This is a genomic window from Mesorhizobium sp. Root552 (assembly GCF_001427285.1).
GTDB lineage: Bacteria > Pseudomonadota > Alphaproteobacteria > Rhizobiales > Rhizobiaceae > Mesorhizobium.
This window is the reverse complement of the sequence record NZ_LMFV01000023.1, coordinates 299,313-317,659: the sequence shown is the minus strand read 5'-3', so window position 1 is coordinate 317,659 and position 18,347 is coordinate 299,313. Positions and strand designations below refer to the sequence as shown.

The following is an 18,347-nucleotide window of genomic DNA, read 5'->3' as shown; positions in this document are numbered from 1 at the left end:
GGCGGCAGGAGACGCATTTCGTCTGATCGTCGCGACAGGGTGAGCCCATCGGACGATCTTGGGACCGGTCGACTGGATGACAGACACCGGACGGGCGGTCGCGAGGCCGCACTATCTATCTAAACGAGCGACCGAACGGCCGCCCGTCCTCCCGACCTGCGCTTCAAAGGCAAAGGTCAGTTCTTTGACAATGGCCAGACGGCTTTAGCCGGGCGTGGCAACCATAAAGCACGAACCTTGGCCAGCCGTCTGGCCATTCCTCGGGGTCCCCGCCAGCGACGAGCGTAGCGAGGAGCTTAAGGGCGGGGCAAAGAGTCCCAGACGCGAAAGGCAGCGTGGCGATGAACAAGCACAACCATCTCTTCGTCATCCTAGGGCGGAGCAGGCCGAAGGCCGTTGCGNCGGGGCAAAGAGTCCCAGACGCGAAAGGCAGCGTGGCGATGAACAAGCACAACCATCTCTTCGTCATCCTAGGGCGGAGCAGGCCGAAGGCCGTTGCGCAGACCCTAGGATCCATGCCGTGATCAAGACGCAGCGCGCAAAAGGCGCAAAAGAAAGCTCCTCATCCCGAGCCACCCCTTACAACGTGACCCTCACGGCATGGATCCTCGGGCGCGCAAAAGGCGCAAAAGAAAGCTCCTCATCCCGAGCCACCCCTTACAACGTGACCCTCACGGCATGGATCCTCGGGTCGCGCCTTTCGCTACGCTCTAGCTTGCCCGAGGATGACGAAAGAAGCGGGCGTCGCAACCACAAATCATACTCCCCTAACCGGTTCGCTGCGCGAACCACCTCTCCCCCGTTCCGAGGGGAGAGGAAAGCGAGCACCGGGCGTGCCGCCGCGTTTCCTCGCCCCTACGAAGTGGGGAGAGGTGCCGAGCAAAGCGAGGCGGTGAGGGGGGAGTCAACTCAATACAAAAACCTACCGCTTCCGCGAAGCCGGCACGATCTCCGCCCGTAGCCTCTTGACCGCCAGCCCCCGCGCGAGAGCCTCGGCATCGGTGGTGTTCTTCGCCAGCGCAAGCGCCCTTGCCTTGGGAACCAGCAAGCCTTGCGCCAGTGCATCGGGGCGAACAAAAACGCGCGACAGGAAAGGCGCGCGATCGGCACGGGAACGGCTGAAGCGCGCCGGCATTGCCGCCCTTCCCATATGGGCGGCGGCATCGTCCACCCAGCCTTCGAGCAGCCGCGCGCCGGGTTGAACGAACAGCAGCCATTCGCCCTTGGCCCGCTGGATCGCCGTCGCGAGATCGGCTCCTTCCAGCCACACGCAGCCGGCATGTTCGGCTACCTTGCGGGTCTGATCGGTCGAGCCCCGGTCGCGCACGAGGACATCGCGCAGCACGCCTTCGACCGCGCCGCCGATCAGCGAAGCCAGCGTGCGCGCCAGCCCCTCCTCGTCATTCTCGGTTTCGATCACGGCGCTCAGCATCCGGATGCAATAGCCGAAAGCTCTGCTTTCCACCAGTTCCCGGTTCAGCGGCATGAGAACAAAGTTCTTGATTTGTTCTCATTTGGACGATAGGAATAATTTCATGAGAACAGCGATTCGACAGCCTGACAGGACGCCTTGGGAGAAGGCCAAGATGGAACAGATCGTGCGCGCGGACATTGCAGCTTTCGGGGCCGGACGAGCAGAGATGGCCAATGCGATGATTGAACAAAGTGGAATGCGCGTGCGGCCGGACCGCAATCGCGGGCGCTCCGCCGGCATCAACCCTTCGGGCCGGTTCGAGCCGGTCAGCCGCCATGTTTTCGACGATGGCTGGGATTCGCTGGAGGATCTGCCGCCGTTCAAGACCGAAGTGCAGGTCGAACGGCCGCGCACCATCATCACCCGCAACGATTCGCCGGATATTTCCTTCGACCGGTCGATCAATCCCTATCGCGGCTGCGAACACGGCTGCGTCTACTGTTTCGCCCGCCCGACCCACGCCTTTATGGGCCTTTCGCCGGGGCTCGACTTCGAATCGAAGCTGTTCGCCAAGCCGGACGCCGCCCGCCTGCTCGACAGGGAATTGTCGAAGGATGGCTACACCCCGCGCACCATCGCCATCGGCACCAACACCGATCCCTACCAGCCGATCGAGAAACAGTACCGCATCATGCGCGAAATCCTCGAAGTGCTGGAGGCGCGCGGCCATCCGGTCGGCATCGTCACTAAATCGGCTTTGGTAACGCGCGACATCGACATCCTGGCGCGAATGGCCGAGCGCGGCCTCGCCAAGGTGGCGCTGTCGGTCACCACGATGGACCGTATGCTGGCGCGGACGATGGAACCGCGCGCCTCGACGCCGACCAAGCGCCTGGAAGCGATCCGGCAACTGTCCGACGCAGGCATCCCCGCTTCGGTGATGGTGGCGCCGATCATCCCCGGCCTCACCGACCAGGAAATGGAGCGCATCCTCGATTCGGCGCGTGCAGCAGGCGCACGCGAAGCGGGTTACGTGGTGCTGCGCCTGCCGCTCGAGGTCAGCCCGATCTTCAAGGACTGGCTGCTGCGCCATTACCCTGACCGTTATCGCCACGTCATGTCGCTGGTGCGCTCCATGCGCGACGGCAAGGACTACGATTCGGAATGGGGCAAGCGCATGAAGGGCGCCGGTCCCTATGCCTGGCAGATCGGGCGGCGCTTCGAGATCGCCGCCAAGCGGCTCGGTCTCAACATCGAGCGGCGCACGCTGCGCACGGACCAGTTCGTCGCCGCCGCCAAGGAGAACGAGCAGTTGATGCTTTTGTGACTTTTTGCCGGAACGGCATCCGTTCCGTCCTGCCCTCCCGTCCGGCCCGTCCCCGCCGACGGTGCCCTTCCCGCCCGTTCCCCCTCAGGCCGGAAGGGTCTTGCGGAGAATCGGGGCCAATGCGAACCTCGCCGCACCATGGTTCGCGCGCGCCCCGATTCTCCGCTTCTCTTCGACATCGTCGAACGTCCAGACTTCTCCTTCGAAACGGCGGCGAAAGCCGAAGGCCTGTGGCCTGTCGCCGGAATGGACGAGGCAGGCCGCGGCCCGCTCGCAGGACCGGTCGTGGCGGCTGCCGTCGTGCTCGACCCGGCCAACATTCCGGACGGCCTCGACGATTCCAAACGGCTCAGCCATGCGCAGCGCGAAGCCGTCTTCGAGACGATCCTCGGCTCGGCGCTCGGCGTCGCCATGGCCTCGGTCTGCGCCGAAGGCATTGATGCCAGCGACATCCGCAAGGCCAGTCTGGAGGCCATGCGGCGGGCGCTGTGCGGCCTGCCGGTCCGGCCAAAGCTTGCATTGGCCGATGGCCGCGACGTTCCGCCCGGCCTCCCCTGCATCGGGCGGGCGCTCGTCAAGGGCGACCAGCGCTCGCAGTCGATCGCCGCTGCCTCGATCGTCGCCAAGGTCATGCGCGACCGCATGATGGCCGACTGCGGCAAGCTTCACGTTCATTACGGCTTCGAGGTGCATATGGGTTACGCCACCCAGCGCCACCGCGTCGCCATCAAGGCGCATGGTCCCTTGAAGCGCCTGCACCGTGTTTCCTTCGCCCCGTTCAGGCTGGATTCAGAAGAAACCGCGGAGGCGGAAACCGCGTCTCTCGGCTACTGAGCGCCAACGCATCTCCTCACCGAAAGCGGGAAACGGTTCAGGGCCAGGACGCGCATGAACTCAAGGCCGCCCGGCAAAAAGCCGCCGGGTTTCCCCAGCGGCTCGATGTCTCGGTGATACGTTGGCTCGAACTTAGTTGAGCTTGGCTTTGACCTCGGCCAGCGAAGCCTTGAACAGGTCTCCATCCGCCTTGGCATCGACGCGGCCTGCCAGAACCTTGCGAGCGGCCTCGACAGCAAGATCGACGGCGCTGGCGCGCACCTCGTTGATCGCCTCGCGCTCGGCCTGGCCGATCTTCTGCTCGGCAAGCGCGGTGCGGCGGGTAACGTACTCCTCGGTCTTCTTGTGGGCTTCCTCGGCAAGCACCGCGGCTTCACGCTTGGCGGCCTCGACAATGTCGGCAGCCTCCTGCTCGGCGGCCTTGCGCTTCTTCTGGTACTCGGCCAGAAGCGACTGTGCCTCCTCGCGCAGCTTGCGGGCCTCGTCCAGCTCGCTGCGGATCTTGTCGGCCCGCTGGTCAAGCGACTTGGAAATTACCGCCGGCACCTTCACGTAGATGCAGATACCGATGAAGATCAGGAGGGCGACGGTTGCCCATACGGTTGCGAGAGATGTTGCGTCCATTGCCCTGCCCTCAACCGGCGACCGATTTTACCGCAGCTGCCACGCCGGCCTTGTCGGCCTTGCCGACCAGTTGCTCGACGATTGCGGTCGCGGTGGATTCGGCAATGCTGCCGACATCCTTCATCGCGCTGGACTTGATCGAGGCGATGCGCGCCTCGGCCTCGGCCAGCTTCTTTTCCAGATTTGCCTCGACCTTCTTGCGGGCGGTCTCGGCTTCGGCCTTCGCCGCATCGCGCGCCTGCTGGCCAATGGTATTGGCGCCGGCCTTTGCTTCGGCCAGTTCCTGCTCGTAGGCAGCGACTGCGGCGTCCGCCTCGCCCTTGAGCCTGGCGGCCTGATCCAGATCCTGTTCAATCCGGCTGGAACGCGTGTCGAGGATGCCGGCAAGGCGCGGCATCACAACCCGCTTCAGGAACAGGTAAAAGAGACCGAACGTGATGGCCAGCCAGAAGATCTGCGACGCGAACGTTGCCGGATCGAAAGGCGGAAACGTGCCCTCATGCGCCGCCTCGTGCGGAACTTGCGTTCCGGCCTGTGCGCCGCTTACGGCATGCGCATCACTGCCTTCGGCAGCAGGCGCGGTTTCTTGCCCATAGGCTGGTGTCACGAACATTTCTCGTCCCCGTCATTCGGGCCGGCCGCGTCGATGCGGACGGCCCCACATTCAACGACAGATCAGCCGAACAACGCCAGGAGGGCGATGAGCAGCGAGAAAATGCCAAGAGCTTCCGTCACGGCGAAGCCGAAAATCAGGCGGCCGAACTGGCCATCAGCTGCGGACGGGTTGCGCAGCGCACCAGCGAGATAGCTGCCGAAGATGTTGCCCAGGCCAATGCCTGCGCCGCCCATGCCCAGGCACGCGATACCAGCGCCGATGTACTTTGCTGCTTCAGCTTCCATTTGTTCAACTCCTTGTAGGATCTCAGTTTGGGGTTCGTCGACGCAGACCGTCTGCGAGCGATTCTGTTAGTGCCCCGGGTGCAGGGCGTCGTTCAGGTACATGCAGGTGAGGATGGCGAAAACGTAGGCTTGAAGGGCCGCAACGAGCAGTTCGAGCGCGGTCAATGCCACAGCCATGATCAGCGGCAGGATGGCGCCGGCGACGCCGACCGCGCCAAGCGCGCTAAGCGAAACGACGAAACCGGCGAAAACCTTGAGCGTGATGTGGCCTGCCAGCATGTTGGCGAAAAGACGGACGGAGAGGCTGACCGGCCGGGAAAGGAAGGAAACCGCTTCGATGGCCACGACCAACGGCAACAGCACCATGGGCACGCCGCTCGGCACGAACAGCTTGAAGAAGCCGAGGCCATGCTTGGCCAGGCCGTAGAAAACCACGATGCCGATCACCATGATCGCGAGCGCGAAGGTGACGATGATATGGCTGGTGATGGTGAAGAAATAGGGGAACAGGCCAAGCAGGTTGGCCGTCAGGATGAACATGAAAAGCGAGAAGACCAACGGGAAGAACCGCATGCCTTGCGATCCGGCCGAGTCCTTCAGCATGGAGCCGACAAACTCATAAGTCATCTCGGCGGAAGACTGCCAGCGCGACGGAATGAGGTGGCGCCCGGACGTGGCAAGATACAGGAACAGTGAAGCGACCACGACGGTTGCGACCATGAAAAGCGACGAATTGGTGAAGGACAGATCATAACCGCCGAACTCGATCGGGATGATCTTGTTGATATGGAACTGGTGGATCGGATCGACCTTGTCAGCAGCTGCCACTTTCAGTCCTCACAACGCCGCGCACGGCTCTCTTAACTATCATCGCGTCAAGGACGCGCCTCAATCACGCTTCGGACCGACGCCGTACTTGCCCTCTCCGAAGCCTGCAATCAGACCAGCCGAACGCAGGACATTGAGCACGCCGGCGGCGAAACCCAGGAGTAGAAACACGATCAGCCCCCACGGCGAGGTGCCGGCAAGCCGATCGATCGTCCAGCCAATGCCAACCCCTACCGCTATCCCTGCGATGAACTCGCTGGACAGCTTGAAGGCCTGACCGTAACCGATCGCACCGCCCGCTTTCGCGTTGTCTTCCCCCTCAAGCGCTTCCGGCTGCCTTGCTGCAAGAGATGCTTCAAGCTCACGCCGACGCCGCTCAAGTTCGTCGTCGCGGATGTCGCCTTTGCGATCGTCACCAGGGCCGGTCTCTCCGGTTCCGGCTGGCCTTTTCATTTCGGCCATCGCAACCTCCTTGCCCGGCCATAACGTCACCGTCGGTCCGCATCCAATTGCGGCGCAACATAGTTAGAGGGCTAGCCGCCGTCAAGCCACGGCAAGACTTTCAAAACCAAGTATTTCGTATTGTAAAATCAATATCTTAGACAAGTGCGACATCGTGCCCGGCACAGGTCGGAGCATCAATAGGCAGAATCCGGCCGCGAAGGCGGCAAAAGGGCGATCCAGCAAAGAACGGGTTGGGACACCATCAACTCCACCCGCCGCCATAGGTGCGATAGAAGATGTGCAGGCCGATCTTGGTCATCTTGTGCATGGCCCGCGCCCAGCCCGGATTGACGTAGCTGGCGTAGTAATGGGTCGATGAGCCGACCTCGGGCAAGAATATCTTGCCGGCGGTCACCGCCATCGCAATATCCTTGGCGATCTTGTAGCGGGATGGTTCGGTCACGCGATCCTTGCGGCCATCGCAAGCGAACGAGAACTGGCAGCGATTGAACCAGTTGTCGTTCTGGTAGACGACCCCGCAAATCGAACTCGGATAGGTCGGGTTGCGCACGCGATTGAGCACGACTTGCGCGACCGCCGCCTGGCCACGCAAGGATTCGCTGCGCGCCTCAAAGTAGATGGCGTTGGCAAGGCAGGTTTGTTCCGGCTTGGAAAAGACGGCGGCGGGCAGCGGGTTCCGCAGCCACGAATGGTCGCCTTTTCCCATCGGTGGGATAAAGCGACCACCGTCGGCCTGTTCATCCTGCAACAAGGCCTCGAACGGCGACGCCTTGGCATAGTCCGGCTCCGCAGGAGCGTAAGCGGTAGCCAGAATGTCGGGCGTGTCGTTGTTGATCAGCTTGGCCAGCATCGGCGAAATGCCGGGCTGCGCCTTCTTCTCTTCCCTGGCATGGAAGGCTGCGGCGATCTCGACTTCCTTGCCCTTGATCTTCGGCTTGGCGAAGGCAAGCTTCAGGCCACTGTCCATGCTGGGGCGCAAAAGCGAACTGGTGCGCTCGAATATCGAACCGGCGTTGAAATTCTTTGGCGGCGCGACCGGTGCGATCTGGACAAGCCGGCTGCCCTTGCCGGTGCGCACGATACGGTCTTCGTCCGGCGTCTCGCCTACCACGCCGCTCTTGCTGCGGAAGGAAACTGTACCGACGCCGGGCAGGTCGACGCCGCCGCCGGAGATCGAGCCCGTCACCGCAGAAGACGCCGCAAAGGGCATTTCGGCTGCCTGGGTCGAACCGGCCACCGACTTCTCGATGTAGGAATTCCAGCGGGTATTGGCCTCAAGACCCGAGACGAGGCTGGTCATGTCCTGGAAGGCCGTGACGGTAGGAAACCCTATCCATATGCCAAGGCCCACGACGAGCGGAGAGAAAAACGAACGATGCTTGCCACCGGCGGCGGCAGACAGCCGCTTCCAACCACGTCGATGCACGGGGAACTCTCCAGGACGCTACTTGAAACCCATTGCCATCGAAAATGGTGCATTAACCTTGATGCCGGGTTAACGGCGACAATGTTTGGTAAATGCAAGGTTGCAGTGCGAACTGACAAGCCGGTGCGAATCGGCTTTGAGTACCGGAAACCTACTCAATGAGGACAGCTAGTTGACCATAACCATGTACGGCATTCCCAACTGCGACACGATCAAGAAGGCCCGCGTCTGGCTGGAAGGCCATAAGGTCGGCTACGCCTTCCATGACTATCGCGCGCAGGGACTGGACGCCAAACGGCTCGACGGATGGGTCGAAAAGGTCGGCTGGGAAATCCTGCTCAACAAGGCGAGCACGACGTTTCGCGCGCTGGCTGACGATGAGAAAAAGGACCTGACGCCGAAAAAGGCAAAGGCCCTGATGTTGCAGCACCCGACCATGATCAAGCGCCCCGTGCTCGACCTCGGCGAGCGGCTGCTGGTCGGCTTCAAGCCGGATATCTATGCACAGGAACTGACCGGCCGGTGATCCCGATATCTCACTTGAGATAGTCGGCCAGCACCACCGCATTGTTGTGCTTTTCGTCATGCGCGCCGAAAAGCAGGGTCACCTTGCCCTTGGCAACGAGGCCGCGCAGTTGCTCGACCGCATCGCCCTTGCCCTTCAATTCCTCGCGATAGCGTTTCTGGAATTCCGTCCATCGCTGCGGGTCGTGGCCGAACCACTTGCGCAACTCGTCGCTCGGCGCGATCTCCTTCAGCCACTCGTCAAGCCTGGCATCTTCCTTCCTGACCCCGCGCGGCCACAGCCGGTCGACCAGCACGCGCTGCCCGTCGCCGTCGGCGGCGGGCTCGTAGACACGTTTGATCGCTATCGAACTTCCTGACATGCCGGCACCCGCTCAGGCCCATTCGCCCTGGCGCATCACCGGAACGGTGCGGCCATCCGCATGCACGCCGTCAATGTCGATCCGGCCCGAGCCGATCATCCAGTCGATATGGATCAGGCTCTTGTTGCCGCCGCGCGAGGCGATCTCTTCCGGCGTCAGCCTGGCGCCGTTGACGAAGCACTTCGAATAGCACTGGCCGAGCGCGATATGGCAGGCGGCGTTTTCGTCGAACAGCGTGTTGAAGAACAACAGGCCGCTCTTCGAAATCGGCGACGAATGCGGCACCAGCGCCACCTCGCCCAACCGTCGCGATCCTTCGTCGGTGTCGAGCACCTTCTTCAGCACGTCCTCGCCCCTCGACGCCTTGGCCTCGACGATGCGGCCTTCCTCGAAGCGCACCGAAATATCGTCGATCAGCGTGCCCTGGTAGGAGAGCGGCTTGGTCGAGGAAACGTGGCCCGACACCCGCAGCGCATGCGGCGTCGTGAACACCTCCTCGGTCGGAATATTGGGGTTGCAGGTGATGCCGTTCTTGGCGGTCGAGGCGCCGCCCATCCATTCGTGCCCGTCGGCCAGCCCAACGGTAAGGTCGGTGCCGGGTCCGGTAAAATGCAGCGCATGGAAGCGGTGGCCGTTCAGCCATTCCGTGCGCGCCTTGAGCACGGCATTGTGCAGTTTCCACGCGCCGATCGGGTCGTCGCCATCGACGCGGCTTGCGGCAAAGATCGCATCGGCAAGCTTGCCGACCGCCACCTCGTCGCTGTCGCCCGGAAACACCTGCCGCGCCCAGGCCGTTTCCGGATAGGCGACGATGTTCCAGTTGATGTCGAAACCGGTGATCTTCTCCAGCGCCGGCTGGTAGGCCATCGAATTCGCCTTGTTGGCGCGCGCCACCTTGGATGCGTCCTGCCCCGACAGAAGCGACGGGTCGTCGCCGCGCACGGCAAGCCGTGCCGCATTGTTGGAAAACGCCTTGGCCATGCCCTCATAGAGCCAGCCGGCGGCGTGATCGAAACCGGCGTCGGCGCCGTGGCGGAAGCGCGCCAGGGTGATTTCGTCGTCGTTGAAGATCGGCGTCACCAGCCCGGCGCCTGCCTTGTAGGCATGTTCGACGATCCGGCGCGTCAGCGGCAGCGCCGCGATCGACGAGGTCAGAACCAGATCCTGCCCCGGTTGCAGTTGCAGCCCGACCTTGATCGCCACTTCCGCCAGCCTGTCGAGCTTCACCGGATCGATGGATGCCGAAACGTCGCGCGCCGAGGTGGTCAGGGGGACATGTGCCGTCATTTTGGGAAACGCCTGCTGATTGTGGGTGCCAAGTCTTCTACATAGACCTGCGCCGTCCCCCTTTCCACCTTTATGAGTTGGTTCAACGGCTCTCCCGGTCACGTCTGGATGAAGACCGGAAAACCGCGGACAAATCGGACCTGGACCAACTGAAGTCGGATTGTCTCAGCCGCGCACGCCAATATTGTGCGCGGCCATGGAACAGCCGACCTCGTCACCGCTTCGCTTTGCCGTCGCAGGCATGATCTCCCTTGCCGTGGCCATGGGCATCGGCCGCTTCGTCTACACGCCGATCCTTCCCGGCATGATGGAGGAACTCGGGCTTTCGGCCTCGAATGCCGGCCTCATCGCCTCGGCCAACTATCTCGGCTACCTCGTCGGCGCGCTCGTTGCGGCCGGCGGCTGGGCGCATGGCCGCGAGCGCATGGTGGTGTTCGGCTCGCTCGCAGCCAGCACCTTGCTGGTGGCGCTGATGGGGGCCGTCGAGACCATGACGCCCTTCCTTGTCATCCGCTTTCTTGCCGGCGTCGCCAGCGCCTTCGTCATGGTGTTCATGACCAGCATCGTCTTCAGCCATCTGGCCAGAAGCGGTCGCGGCGGTTTCGAGGCCGTGCATTTCGGCGGCGTCGGCCTTGGCATCGCCGGATCGTCGATCCTGATGGCGGCGATCGTCACCATCCATGCCGGCTGGACCGCCGCCTGGTTCTGGTCGGGCGCGCTGTCGCTCGCCGGTTTCGTGCTCGTCGCTTTTCTTGCAAACGAAGGCCCGGTCGGCGGGGCCAATTCAAGGCGGGAGCCGGCGCTGCCGCGCAACGCCTCTCTCGCCAAGATCATCCTGTCCTATGGCCTGTTCGGCTTCGGCTACGTGATCACCGCGACATTCATCGTGGCCATCGTGCGCCAGAGCGGCGAAAGCCGCGTGTTCGAGGCGATGGTGTGGCTGGCCACCGGTCTGACGGCGGCGCCATCGCTGTTCGTCTGGCAGCGGGTCGCGCGCCGCAGCAATGTCTATGCGGCCTATGCGATTGCCTGCCTTGTCGAAGCGGTCGGCGTCGCGGCTAGCGTCGCGGTAACGGGGCGGATCGGCCCGCTTGCCGGCGGCATCCTGCTCGGCGCAACCTTCATGGCGCCAACGGCGCTCGGCATACAGGCGGCGCGCCAGTTGGCACCGCTCTCCACGCGTCGGGTGTTCGCCATCATGACGGCGGCCTTCGGCCTCGGCCAGATCATCGGCCCAATCGTCGCCGGCATCCTTGCCGAATGGTCGGGCAGTTTCTTCGTCCCGTCCATGCTTGCCGCCGGCGTCCTTGTCCTGTCAGCCGTCGCGGCTTGGTCGGCAGCGCCAAAATCGCCATGATTTTGGTTTTGCTCACGCGCGGCGCGGGCATTTTCTTTGCAAACGAAGTGTGACCTTATGCCCGGCTAACGCCACCTGGCTGATTTGCGCGTGCAATAAGGAACCCGCCTCCGTGTTCGTATCCTTCTTTCCAAAGCCCAAACTGTTCTTTCTTAGCGCAGCGGGCTGGAGCCTGTTCCTCGTTCTGTTCTGGCTGTTCGGCGGTTCGCAGCTTGGCTCGTGGATCGGCCTGCCTGCCGCCGCCCCCGGCGCACCGCCCATCATCGGCATCAGCGTGTTCTGGTCGACGCCATTTTTGTGGTTCTACATCTACTTCGCGCTCGGCGTTGCCATCTTCTATGCCTTCTGGCGCTGGTATTCGCCGCACCCCTGGCAGAACTGGTCGATCCTCGTCACCTCGGTCGTCCTGTTCATGATCTATTTCAACGTGCAGGTCTCGGTCGCCGTCAACAACTGGTATGGGCCGTTTTTCGACTATGTGCAGGGCCTGATGTCCGGCACCGGCAAATCGACCAATGCCGAGTTCTACCAAGGCGCGGCAAGCTTCGCCTGGCTGGCGCTGATCGGCATGAACGTTTCGGTGGTGAACGCCTTCATCGTCTCCCACTGGATTTTCCGCTGGCGCACGGCGATGAACAATTACTTCGTCTCCCATTGGGGCCAGTTGCGCCACATCGAAGGCGCGTCCCAGCGTATCCAGGAAGACACGATGCGCTTTTCGCAGATCATGGAGGATCTGGGCTCAAGCTTCGTCCAGTCGATCATGACCCTGATCGCCTTCCTGCCGGTCATGATTACCTTGCAGCAGCACATCACCGAACTGCCGATCATCGGCGCGGTGCCGCAGCCGCTCGTCGTTGCGGCCATCGGCTGGTGCCTGTTCGGCACGCTTGCCGTCATGCTGGCCGGTATCAAGCTGCCGGGCCTGCAATTCCGCAACCAGCGCGTCGAAGCCGCCTACCGCAAGGAACTCGTCTATGGCGAGGACCATGCAGACCGTGCCGACCCGGCAACGACGGCGGAGCTTTTCGAGAATGTGCGGCGGAACTATTTCCGCCTCTATTTCCACTACATCTACTTCAACGTCGTCCGCTACACCTACTTGCAGGCCGACAACATCTTCTCCTTCATCATCCTTGGTCCCTCGCTGGTGGCGCACAAGATCACCTTCGGCGCACTGAACCAGATTTCGAACGCATTTGGCCGGGTCACCGGATCGCTCCAGTTCCTGCTTAATTCATGGTCGACGATCGTCGAGCTGCAATCGGTGCACAAGCGCCTACGCGCCTTCGAGGCGACGTTGTCGGGTGAGAAATTGCCCGAAATCGACCGCCACTACATGGAGACCGGAGGGGTGGAAGACCACGCATAGACGGGATGATGTGACGCCGAAGCATTGCGCCAACATTGCAGAACCGGCTGCGCTTACCCCTCATCCGTCTCGGCTGCTCCTCGACACCTTCTCCCACAAGGGGCGAAGGGGACGCTTGCGTAACCGTCTGCGCCAATCGCAAACATTGGAGATTGGCCGAGCGGGCCATGTCGGCTTACCTTCGCCCCTTGTGGGAGAAGGTGGCCGAGCGAAGCGAGGTCGGATGAGGGGTGTCTGACGCCAACGTCAACACCTCCCTCTCCCCTTCCTCAGGGGGAGAGGGTAAGGGTGAGGGGCAGCGCCGAGTTGGCCAAGCGTGGATCAGATACAAGCTGGCCTCCGTCTAACCCCTTGACCCCATTCACTTCCCGTAGAAACTTCACCCCTCCCTTATCCACGCCCTCTCACCTTTCCCGCATAATCCTCCCATCGCCTTTGCGGGAGACCTGGTGCGCACCGGGTATCAGGGAAGGGCGTCGGTGCCGGGCTGGTCGCATAACGGTGTGCGGCTGGGTGATGAACCCCTAAGTTCGGCCCTCGAACCGGGCGCAGTGTTGCCCGCAGTTGTCGGCCATTGAGGCTGGAGCTGCGGCATGGCCGGTGAACGGCCGCCCGTCCTCCCGACCTCTCAGATGAGGTCAGTTCTTTGACAATGGCCAGACGGCTTTAGCCGGGCGTGGCAACCATAAAGCACGAACTCCGGTAGCCGTCCGGCCATTCCTCGGGGTCCCCGCCAGCGACGAGCGAAGCAAGGAGCTTAAGGGTGGGGCAAGGAAGCGTCCTCGCCAGCGACGAGCGAAGCGAAGGCGATACTGTCCGGGATCCATTCCATGACGGTCAGGCATACGCTGGTGCGACAGAAAATCTCGAACGCGAAAGAAACGCATTGCGATCAATAAAATATCCCCGAATGCCGAGGCTCCGCCCTATTCCGGCCCTTCGGCGGGGCGAATTTAGGGGATCGCCCCTTCCATGCTGGCGAATTTCCGCTAAAACGCGGGCTCACAAGCCGCCCAGCGGCACAGAAACGGTTTAAGTGATGGCCGACGACGATACCTTTATCCGCGAAGTCAACGAAGAGATCCGCAAGGAACAGGCCAAGGCCATTTGGGACCGCTACGGCCCCATCCTGATCGGCCTGGCGCTGTTTGTGGTGCTCGCGACCTCAGCCTATGTCGGCTACCGCTATTGGGACGAAAGCCGCGCCAACACCTCGGGCGATGCCTATTCGCAAGCGCTGCGCCTTGCCAATGAAGGCAAGGAGGACGATGCGCTGGCGGCGCTCGCCGAGATCGAAAAGAGTGGCTACGGCGCTTATCCCGTGCTGGCGCGCATGCGCTCCGCCACCGTCAAGGCCGACAAGGGCGACGTCGCCACTGCGGTTTCCGAACTCGATGCGGTTGCAGCCGACGGCTCGATCCCGCAAAGCCTGCGCGACATGGCGCGGTTGCGGGCGGCACTTCTGCTGGTCGATACCGGCTCCTATGCCGATGTATCGAGCCGCGTCGAGGCGCTGGCCGTTGACGGCAATGCGCTGCGCCATTCGGCGCGCGAGGCGCTCGGCCTTTCCGCGTGGAAGGAAGGCAAGGCTGCCGATGCGCTCAAGCTGTTCGAACAGATCGTAGCGGACCAGGCCGCACCGCAAAACGTGCGCCAGCGCGCCACCTTGATGTCCGAACTGATCCGCGGTTCGGGCGGCGCGTCGTGACGCATGACGTTCAAAGTCGCCATAATCGGTCGGCCTAACGTCGGCAAGTCGACGCTTTTCAACCGTCTTGCCGGCCGCAAGCTGGCGCTTGTGGACGACACGCCGGGCGTAACCCGCGACCGCCGCGTTCACCCCGCCAAGCTTTACGATCTCACCTTCGACGTGATCGACACCGCCGGTTTCGAGGACGCGCCGGCAAGCACCTTGCCCGGGCGCATGCGCGCCCAGACCGAGATCGCCATCACCGAGGCCGATCTGATCTTCTTCCTGATCGACGCCAAGGCCGGCCTGATGCCGGACGACCGCACCTTTGCCGAAGTGGTACGCAAATCCGGCAAGCCGGTGGTGCTGGTCGCCAACAAGGCCGAGGCACGCGGCGCGCAGGGCGGCATGCTGGAAGGCTGGGAACTGGGGCTCGGCGAGCCTATTCCCGTCTCGGCCGAGCACGGCCAGGGCCTGCCCGACCTGCGCGACGCCGTCATCGAGGCGCTCGGCGAGGAACGCGCATTCGGCGAAGACGAGGAAGAAGACGACGAGATCGCCGCCAGCGAAGTGCTGATCGGCGAGGACATCGCCGACCCGGACGCCGAAGACGTGCCGGCCTATGACGAGACCAAGCCGCTGCGCATCGCCGTGGTGGGACGCCCCAACGCCGGCAAGTCGACGCTCATCAACGCGCTGATCGGCGAAGAGCGGCTTTTGACCGGGCCGGAAGCCGGCATCACCCGCGACTCAATCTCGGTAGACTGGGACTGGCGCGGACGCCGGATGAAACTGTTCGACACCGCCGGCATGCGGCGCAAGGCCAAGGTGCAGGAAAAGCTGGAAAAGCTTTCCGTCGCCGACGGGCTGCGCGCCATCCGCTTCGCGGAAGTCGTCGTCATCGTCTTTGACGCGACGATCCCGTTCGAGAAGCAGGACTTGCAGATCGCCGATCTCATCATCCGCGAGGGCCGCGCGCCGGTTATCGCCTTCAACAAATGGGACCTGATCGACCAACCACAGCAGGTGCTGGCCGAACTGCGCGAGAAGACCGAACGGCTGTTGCCGCAGGCGCGCGGCATCCAGGCGGTGACGGTTTCGGCCGAGACCGGGCGCGGGCTCGACAAGCTGATGGACGCGGTCATCAAGACGCACAAGGTGTGGAACAGCCGCATCTCCACCGGCAAGCTCAACCGCTGGCTGGAAGGCATCCTCGCCCACCATCCACCGCCCGCCGTCGCCGGACGCCGCCTCAAGGTCAAGTACGTGACGCAGGCCAAGACCCGTCCGCCGGGCTTCGTGGTGTCGTGCTCACGACCGGACGCGATGCCGCAATCTTATGTGCGCTATCTGGTCAACAATCTGCGCGAAGCCTTCGACATTCCGGGCGTGCCGATCCGCATGGCGCTGCGCACCTCCGACAATCCGTTCGCAGGTCGCGCGAAGAAGCGCTGAGCGGTTGAACGGATCATGGCGCGCGATCCGCTCAAGCATTTTTTCGCGCAATTCCGGACGGAAAACCGGTTCCCACTTTTCCTGGAATTGCTTTACTCGCCGTAAGGAACCCAGATGTTCTTGACCTGGACGGCGCGCGACAGGAACTCCCTGCCCTCGCCCAAGCGCGGGTCGAGCCAGTCGCGCTGGACGGTTTCGGCCCACACTTGCTTCAGATTGCCGGCGGAGGCTTTTTCAATGCGCGCGGCGGCTTCTTTGGGGCCGAAGTACCAGACGCCGTCAACCTCCTCGTGCTTGGCCAACTCAAGCGCGAGTGCATCCCGGTCGCCGGTGACGATGTTGACGACGCCGTCCGGCACGTCGGAGGTTTCCAGCACCTGATAGAAATCGGTCGCCGCCAGCGCCAGCCGCGACGATGGCACCACCACTGCGCGGTTGCCTGTGGCAATCGCCGGCGCGAAGGTGGAGACGAAGCCCAGCAGGCCAAACTCCTCCGGACAAGCGATGCCGACAATGCCAAGCGGCTCGTTCATGGCCAGCGCCACGCCACGCAGCGGCGGCTTGTGCACCGTGCCTTCGAACTTGTCGGCCCAGGCGCCATAGGAAAACAGCCGCGAGACGGAAGCCGCGACTTCCTTCGCCGCCTCCGGTTTGCGCTTGCCGGTCATGGCTGCGAGGCGGTCGGTGAACTCGCTAGCGCGGGCTTCAAGGTTCTCGGCGATGTAATACAAAATCTGCGCGCGGTTGTGCTCGCTGGCAGTGCCCCATCCGGTCGCCTTGCGGGCCGCCTCGACAGCGTTGCGGATGTCCTTGCGGTTGCCTTCGCCGACCTCACCGACCAGCGCACCGGAAGGCGACAGGATGGGCCGCGAATAGCCTCCATCCGGGCGAGCCTGCTTGCCGCCGACATAAAGTTTTGCCGTGCGGTCGATGAAGGAGGTGGAGATCGCCTCGTCGGCCAACTGAGGTGCCGGTTGCGCAACGATTACCTTGGCCTTGGCGAGCCATTTCGGCTTGCAGTAGGCGGCAAGTCCCTCGCGGCCACCTTCACGGCCGAAGCCGGATTCCTTGTAGCCGCCAAAGCCGACCCCGGCATCGAACATGTTGGTGCCGTTGACCCAGACAACGCCGCATTTCAGCTTTGGCGCGATGTCCAGCGCCAGCGACAACGTCTCGCTCCAGATGGTGGCGGCAAGGCCATATTCGGTATTGTTGGCAAGTTCCACCGCTTCGGCCGGTGTGCGGAACGTGCTGGCGACCATGACGGGGCCGAAAATCTCGACGCGCGAAACGGTCGATGCGGGATGGACACCAGTGAGCAGCGTTGGCGGATAGAAACAGCCGGCGACAGGAACCGCGGCCTTGGGTTGGTGCAATTCAGCGCCTTCCTTCACACCCGTTTCGACCAACGCCTTGATGCGCTGCAACTGCACCGGATGGACGATCGCGCCGATGTCGATCGCCTTGTCCAGCGGATCGCCGACGCGCAAGCTTTCCATGCGGGCGGTGAGTTTCGAAACGAAGCGGTTGTGGATGCTTTCCTGCAGCAGCAACCGCGAACCGGCACAGCAGACCTGGCCCTGGTTGAACCAGATGGCGTCAACGACTCCCTCGACCGCCGCGTCGAGATCGGCGTCGTCGAAGACGACGAAGGGCGACTTCCCGCCAAGCTCCAGCGTCAGGCCTTTGCCCGAACCGGCCGTCGCCTCGCGGATAATGCGGCCGACCTCAGTCGAGCCGGTGAAAGCGATCTTGGAAATGCCGGGATGATTGACGATGGCCGCGCCAGTGTCGCCCGCGCCGGTGACAATGTTGACGACGCCATCCGGCAGACCGGCCTTCTGGCACATCTCGGCAAACAGGAGCGCTGTCAGCGATGTGTACTCGGCCGGCTTCAGCACCACCGTGTTTCCAAGCGCGATGGCGGGCGCAATCTTCCAGGCCAGCATCAAAAGCGGGAAGTTCCACGGAATGATCTGGCCGCAGACGCCGAGCGGCTCCTTGTCGGCAAGCTCGCTGTCCATCAACTGCGCCCAGCCGGCGTGATGGTAGAAATGGCGGGCAACGAGCGGGATATCGATGTCGCGCGTTTCGCGGATCGGCTTGCCGTTGTCGAGCGATTCGACCACGGCAAAAAGGCGGCTGTGGCGCTGGATCAGGCGGGCGAGCGCATAGAGGTAGCGGGCGCGCTGGTGGCCGGACAGGGCCGCCCACGCCGGTTGCGCCTTGGCGGCTGCCTTGACCGCGGCATCCACGTCGGCGGCGTTGGCATCGGCAATGCGGGTCAGCACCTCGCCACTGGCAGGCGCGGAAGTCTCGAAGCTTTGGCCGGACTTCGCCTTCTTCCACTGGCCGCCGATGAACATCTTCGTTTCACCGCCCAGTCTCTTGATCCAGGCGCGTGCTTCCTTGTCGCTCTCTGGCGCCGGGCCGTATTCCATGGTGTCGAGAATTTCTGCAATCGACATTTTTTCTTCCATC

Annotated in this window: 17 protein-coding genes; 7 read left to right on the top strand and 10 right to left on the bottom strand. The window is 63.0% G+C overall.

Features of this window, described 5'->3' with window-relative positions; genetic code table 11:
* Window positions 1–922: 922 nt before the first annotated feature.
* Window positions 923–1,486, bottom strand: a complete 564-nt coding sequence (locus tag ASD50_RS12270) for a glycosyl transferase family 2 (RefSeq protein WP_320410612.1) — start codon at window positions 1,484–1,486, stop codon at window positions 923–925.
* A 100-nt stretch (window positions 1,487–1,586) separates the two neighbouring features.
* Here ASD50_RS12270 and ASD50_RS12265 point away from each other — a divergent pair, with 100 nt between their 5' ends.
* Window positions 1,587–2,741 (top strand): PA0069 family radical SAM protein, encoded by a 1,155-nt coding sequence (locus ASD50_RS12265; RefSeq protein ID WP_056241259.1) that lies wholly within the window; start codon window positions 1,587–1,589, stop codon window positions 2,739–2,741.
* Window positions 2,742–2,879: 138 nt separating this feature from the next.
* Window positions 2,880–3,575 carry a ribonuclease HII gene (locus tag ASD50_RS12260; RefSeq protein ID WP_056241250.1) on the top strand — a complete coding sequence of 232 codons (696 nt, stop codon included), beginning with the start codon at window positions 2,880–2,882 and terminating at the stop codon, window positions 3,573–3,575.
* Between the two features lie 132 nt (window positions 3,576–3,707).
* On the opposite strand, the gene ASD50_RS12255 is transcribed toward ASD50_RS12260, so the two are convergent.
* The 6 genes from ASD50_RS12255 to ASD50_RS12230 all read right to left on the bottom strand — a co-directional run bounded on the left by ASD50_RS12255 (window position 3,708) and on the right by ASD50_RS12230 (window position 7,818).
* On the bottom strand, window positions 3,708–4,199 hold the full coding sequence (locus ASD50_RS12255; protein ID WP_056241248.1) for a F0F1 ATP synthase subunit B: 492 nt from the start codon (window positions 4,197–4,199) through the stop codon (window positions 3,708–3,710).
* A gap of 10 nt (window positions 4,200–4,209) precedes the next feature.
* Window positions 4,210–4,812: a F0F1 ATP synthase subunit B gene (locus tag ASD50_RS12250; RefSeq protein ID WP_056241246.1), complete on the bottom strand. Its 603-nt coding sequence runs from the start codon at window positions 4,810–4,812 to the stop codon at window positions 4,210–4,212.
* Between the two features lie 62 nt (window positions 4,813–4,874).
* Complete coding sequence (locus ASD50_RS12245) at window positions 4,875–5,099, bottom strand: F0F1 ATP synthase subunit C (protein WP_056103679.1); 225 nt, start codon at window positions 5,097–5,099, stop codon at window positions 4,875–4,877.
* 66 nt (window positions 5,100–5,165) lie between these two features.
* On the bottom strand, window positions 5,166–5,927 hold the full coding sequence (locus tag ASD50_RS12240; RefSeq protein ID WP_056241243.1) for a F0F1 ATP synthase subunit A: 762 nt from the start codon (window positions 5,925–5,927) through the stop codon (window positions 5,166–5,168).
* Window positions 5,928–5,987: 60 nt separating this feature from the next.
* Window positions 5,988–6,389, bottom strand: coding sequence for an AtpZ/AtpI family protein (locus tag ASD50_RS12235; RefSeq protein WP_056241240.1), 402 nt, complete (start codon window positions 6,387–6,389; stop codon window positions 5,988–5,990).
* A 244-nt stretch (window positions 6,390–6,633) separates the two neighbouring features.
* A complete protein-coding gene (locus ASD50_RS12230) occupies window positions 6,634–7,818 on the bottom strand; it encodes a cell wall hydrolase (RefSeq protein WP_056241237.1) in 1,185 nt (394 codons plus the stop codon).
* A 172-nt stretch (window positions 7,819–7,990) separates the two neighbouring features.
* On the opposite strand from ASD50_RS12230, the gene ASD50_RS12225 reads away from it, so the two are divergent.
* Window positions 7,991–8,344 carry an ArsC family reductase gene (locus tag ASD50_RS12225; protein ID WP_056241233.1) on the top strand — a complete coding sequence of 118 codons (354 nt, stop codon included), beginning with the start codon at window positions 7,991–7,993 and terminating at the stop codon, window positions 8,342–8,344.
* 10 nt (window positions 8,345–8,354) lie between these two features.
* On the opposite strand, the gene ASD50_RS12220 is transcribed toward ASD50_RS12225, so the two are convergent.
* The gene (locus ASD50_RS12220; protein ID WP_056241230.1) at window positions 8,355–8,705 is read right to left on the bottom strand and encodes a DUF488 domain-containing protein; all 351 of its coding nucleotides are present in this window, start codon (window positions 8,703–8,705) and stop codon (window positions 8,355–8,357) included.
* A gap of 12 nt (window positions 8,706–8,717) precedes the next feature.
* Complete coding sequence (locus ASD50_RS12215) at window positions 8,718–9,992, bottom strand: aminopeptidase (protein ID WP_056241227.1); 1,275 nt, start codon at window positions 9,990–9,992, stop codon at window positions 8,718–8,720.
* Window positions 9,993–10,188: 196 nt separating this feature from the next.
* Here ASD50_RS12215 and ASD50_RS12210 point away from each other — a divergent pair, with 196 nt between their 5' ends.
* The 4 genes from ASD50_RS12210 (at window position 10,189) to der (ending at window position 15,866) form a co-directional block, all read left to right on the top strand.
* A complete protein-coding gene (locus ASD50_RS12210; RefSeq protein WP_056241224.1) occupies window positions 10,189–11,349 on the top strand; it encodes a YbfB/YjiJ family MFS transporter in 1,161 nt (386 codons plus the stop codon).
* Window positions 11,350–11,461: 112 nt separating this feature from the next.
* On the top strand, window positions 11,462–12,721 hold the full coding sequence (gene sbmA, locus ASD50_RS12205) for a peptide antibiotic transporter SbmA (RefSeq protein WP_056241219.1): 1,260 nt from the start codon (window positions 11,462–11,464) through the stop codon (window positions 12,719–12,721).
* Between the two features lie 1,039 nt (window positions 12,722–13,760).
* Window positions 13,761–14,429 carry a tetratricopeptide repeat protein gene (locus ASD50_RS12200; protein ID WP_056241215.1) on the top strand — a complete coding sequence of 223 codons (669 nt, stop codon included), beginning with the start codon at window positions 13,761–13,763 and terminating at the stop codon, window positions 14,427–14,429.
* A 3-nt stretch (window positions 14,430–14,432) separates the two neighbouring features.
* Complete coding sequence (gene der, locus ASD50_RS12195; RefSeq protein WP_056241213.1) at window positions 14,433–15,866, top strand: ribosome biogenesis GTPase Der; 1,434 nt, start codon at window positions 14,433–14,435, stop codon at window positions 15,864–15,866.
* A gap of 92 nt (window positions 15,867–15,958) precedes the next feature.
* Here der and ASD50_RS12190 read toward each other — a convergent pair whose 3' ends face one another.
* Window positions 15,959–18,334, bottom strand: a complete 2,376-nt coding sequence (locus ASD50_RS12190; RefSeq protein WP_056241565.1) for an aldehyde dehydrogenase family protein — start codon at window positions 18,332–18,334, stop codon at window positions 15,959–15,961.
* Between the last annotated feature and the right edge of the window lie 13 nt (window positions 18,335–18,347).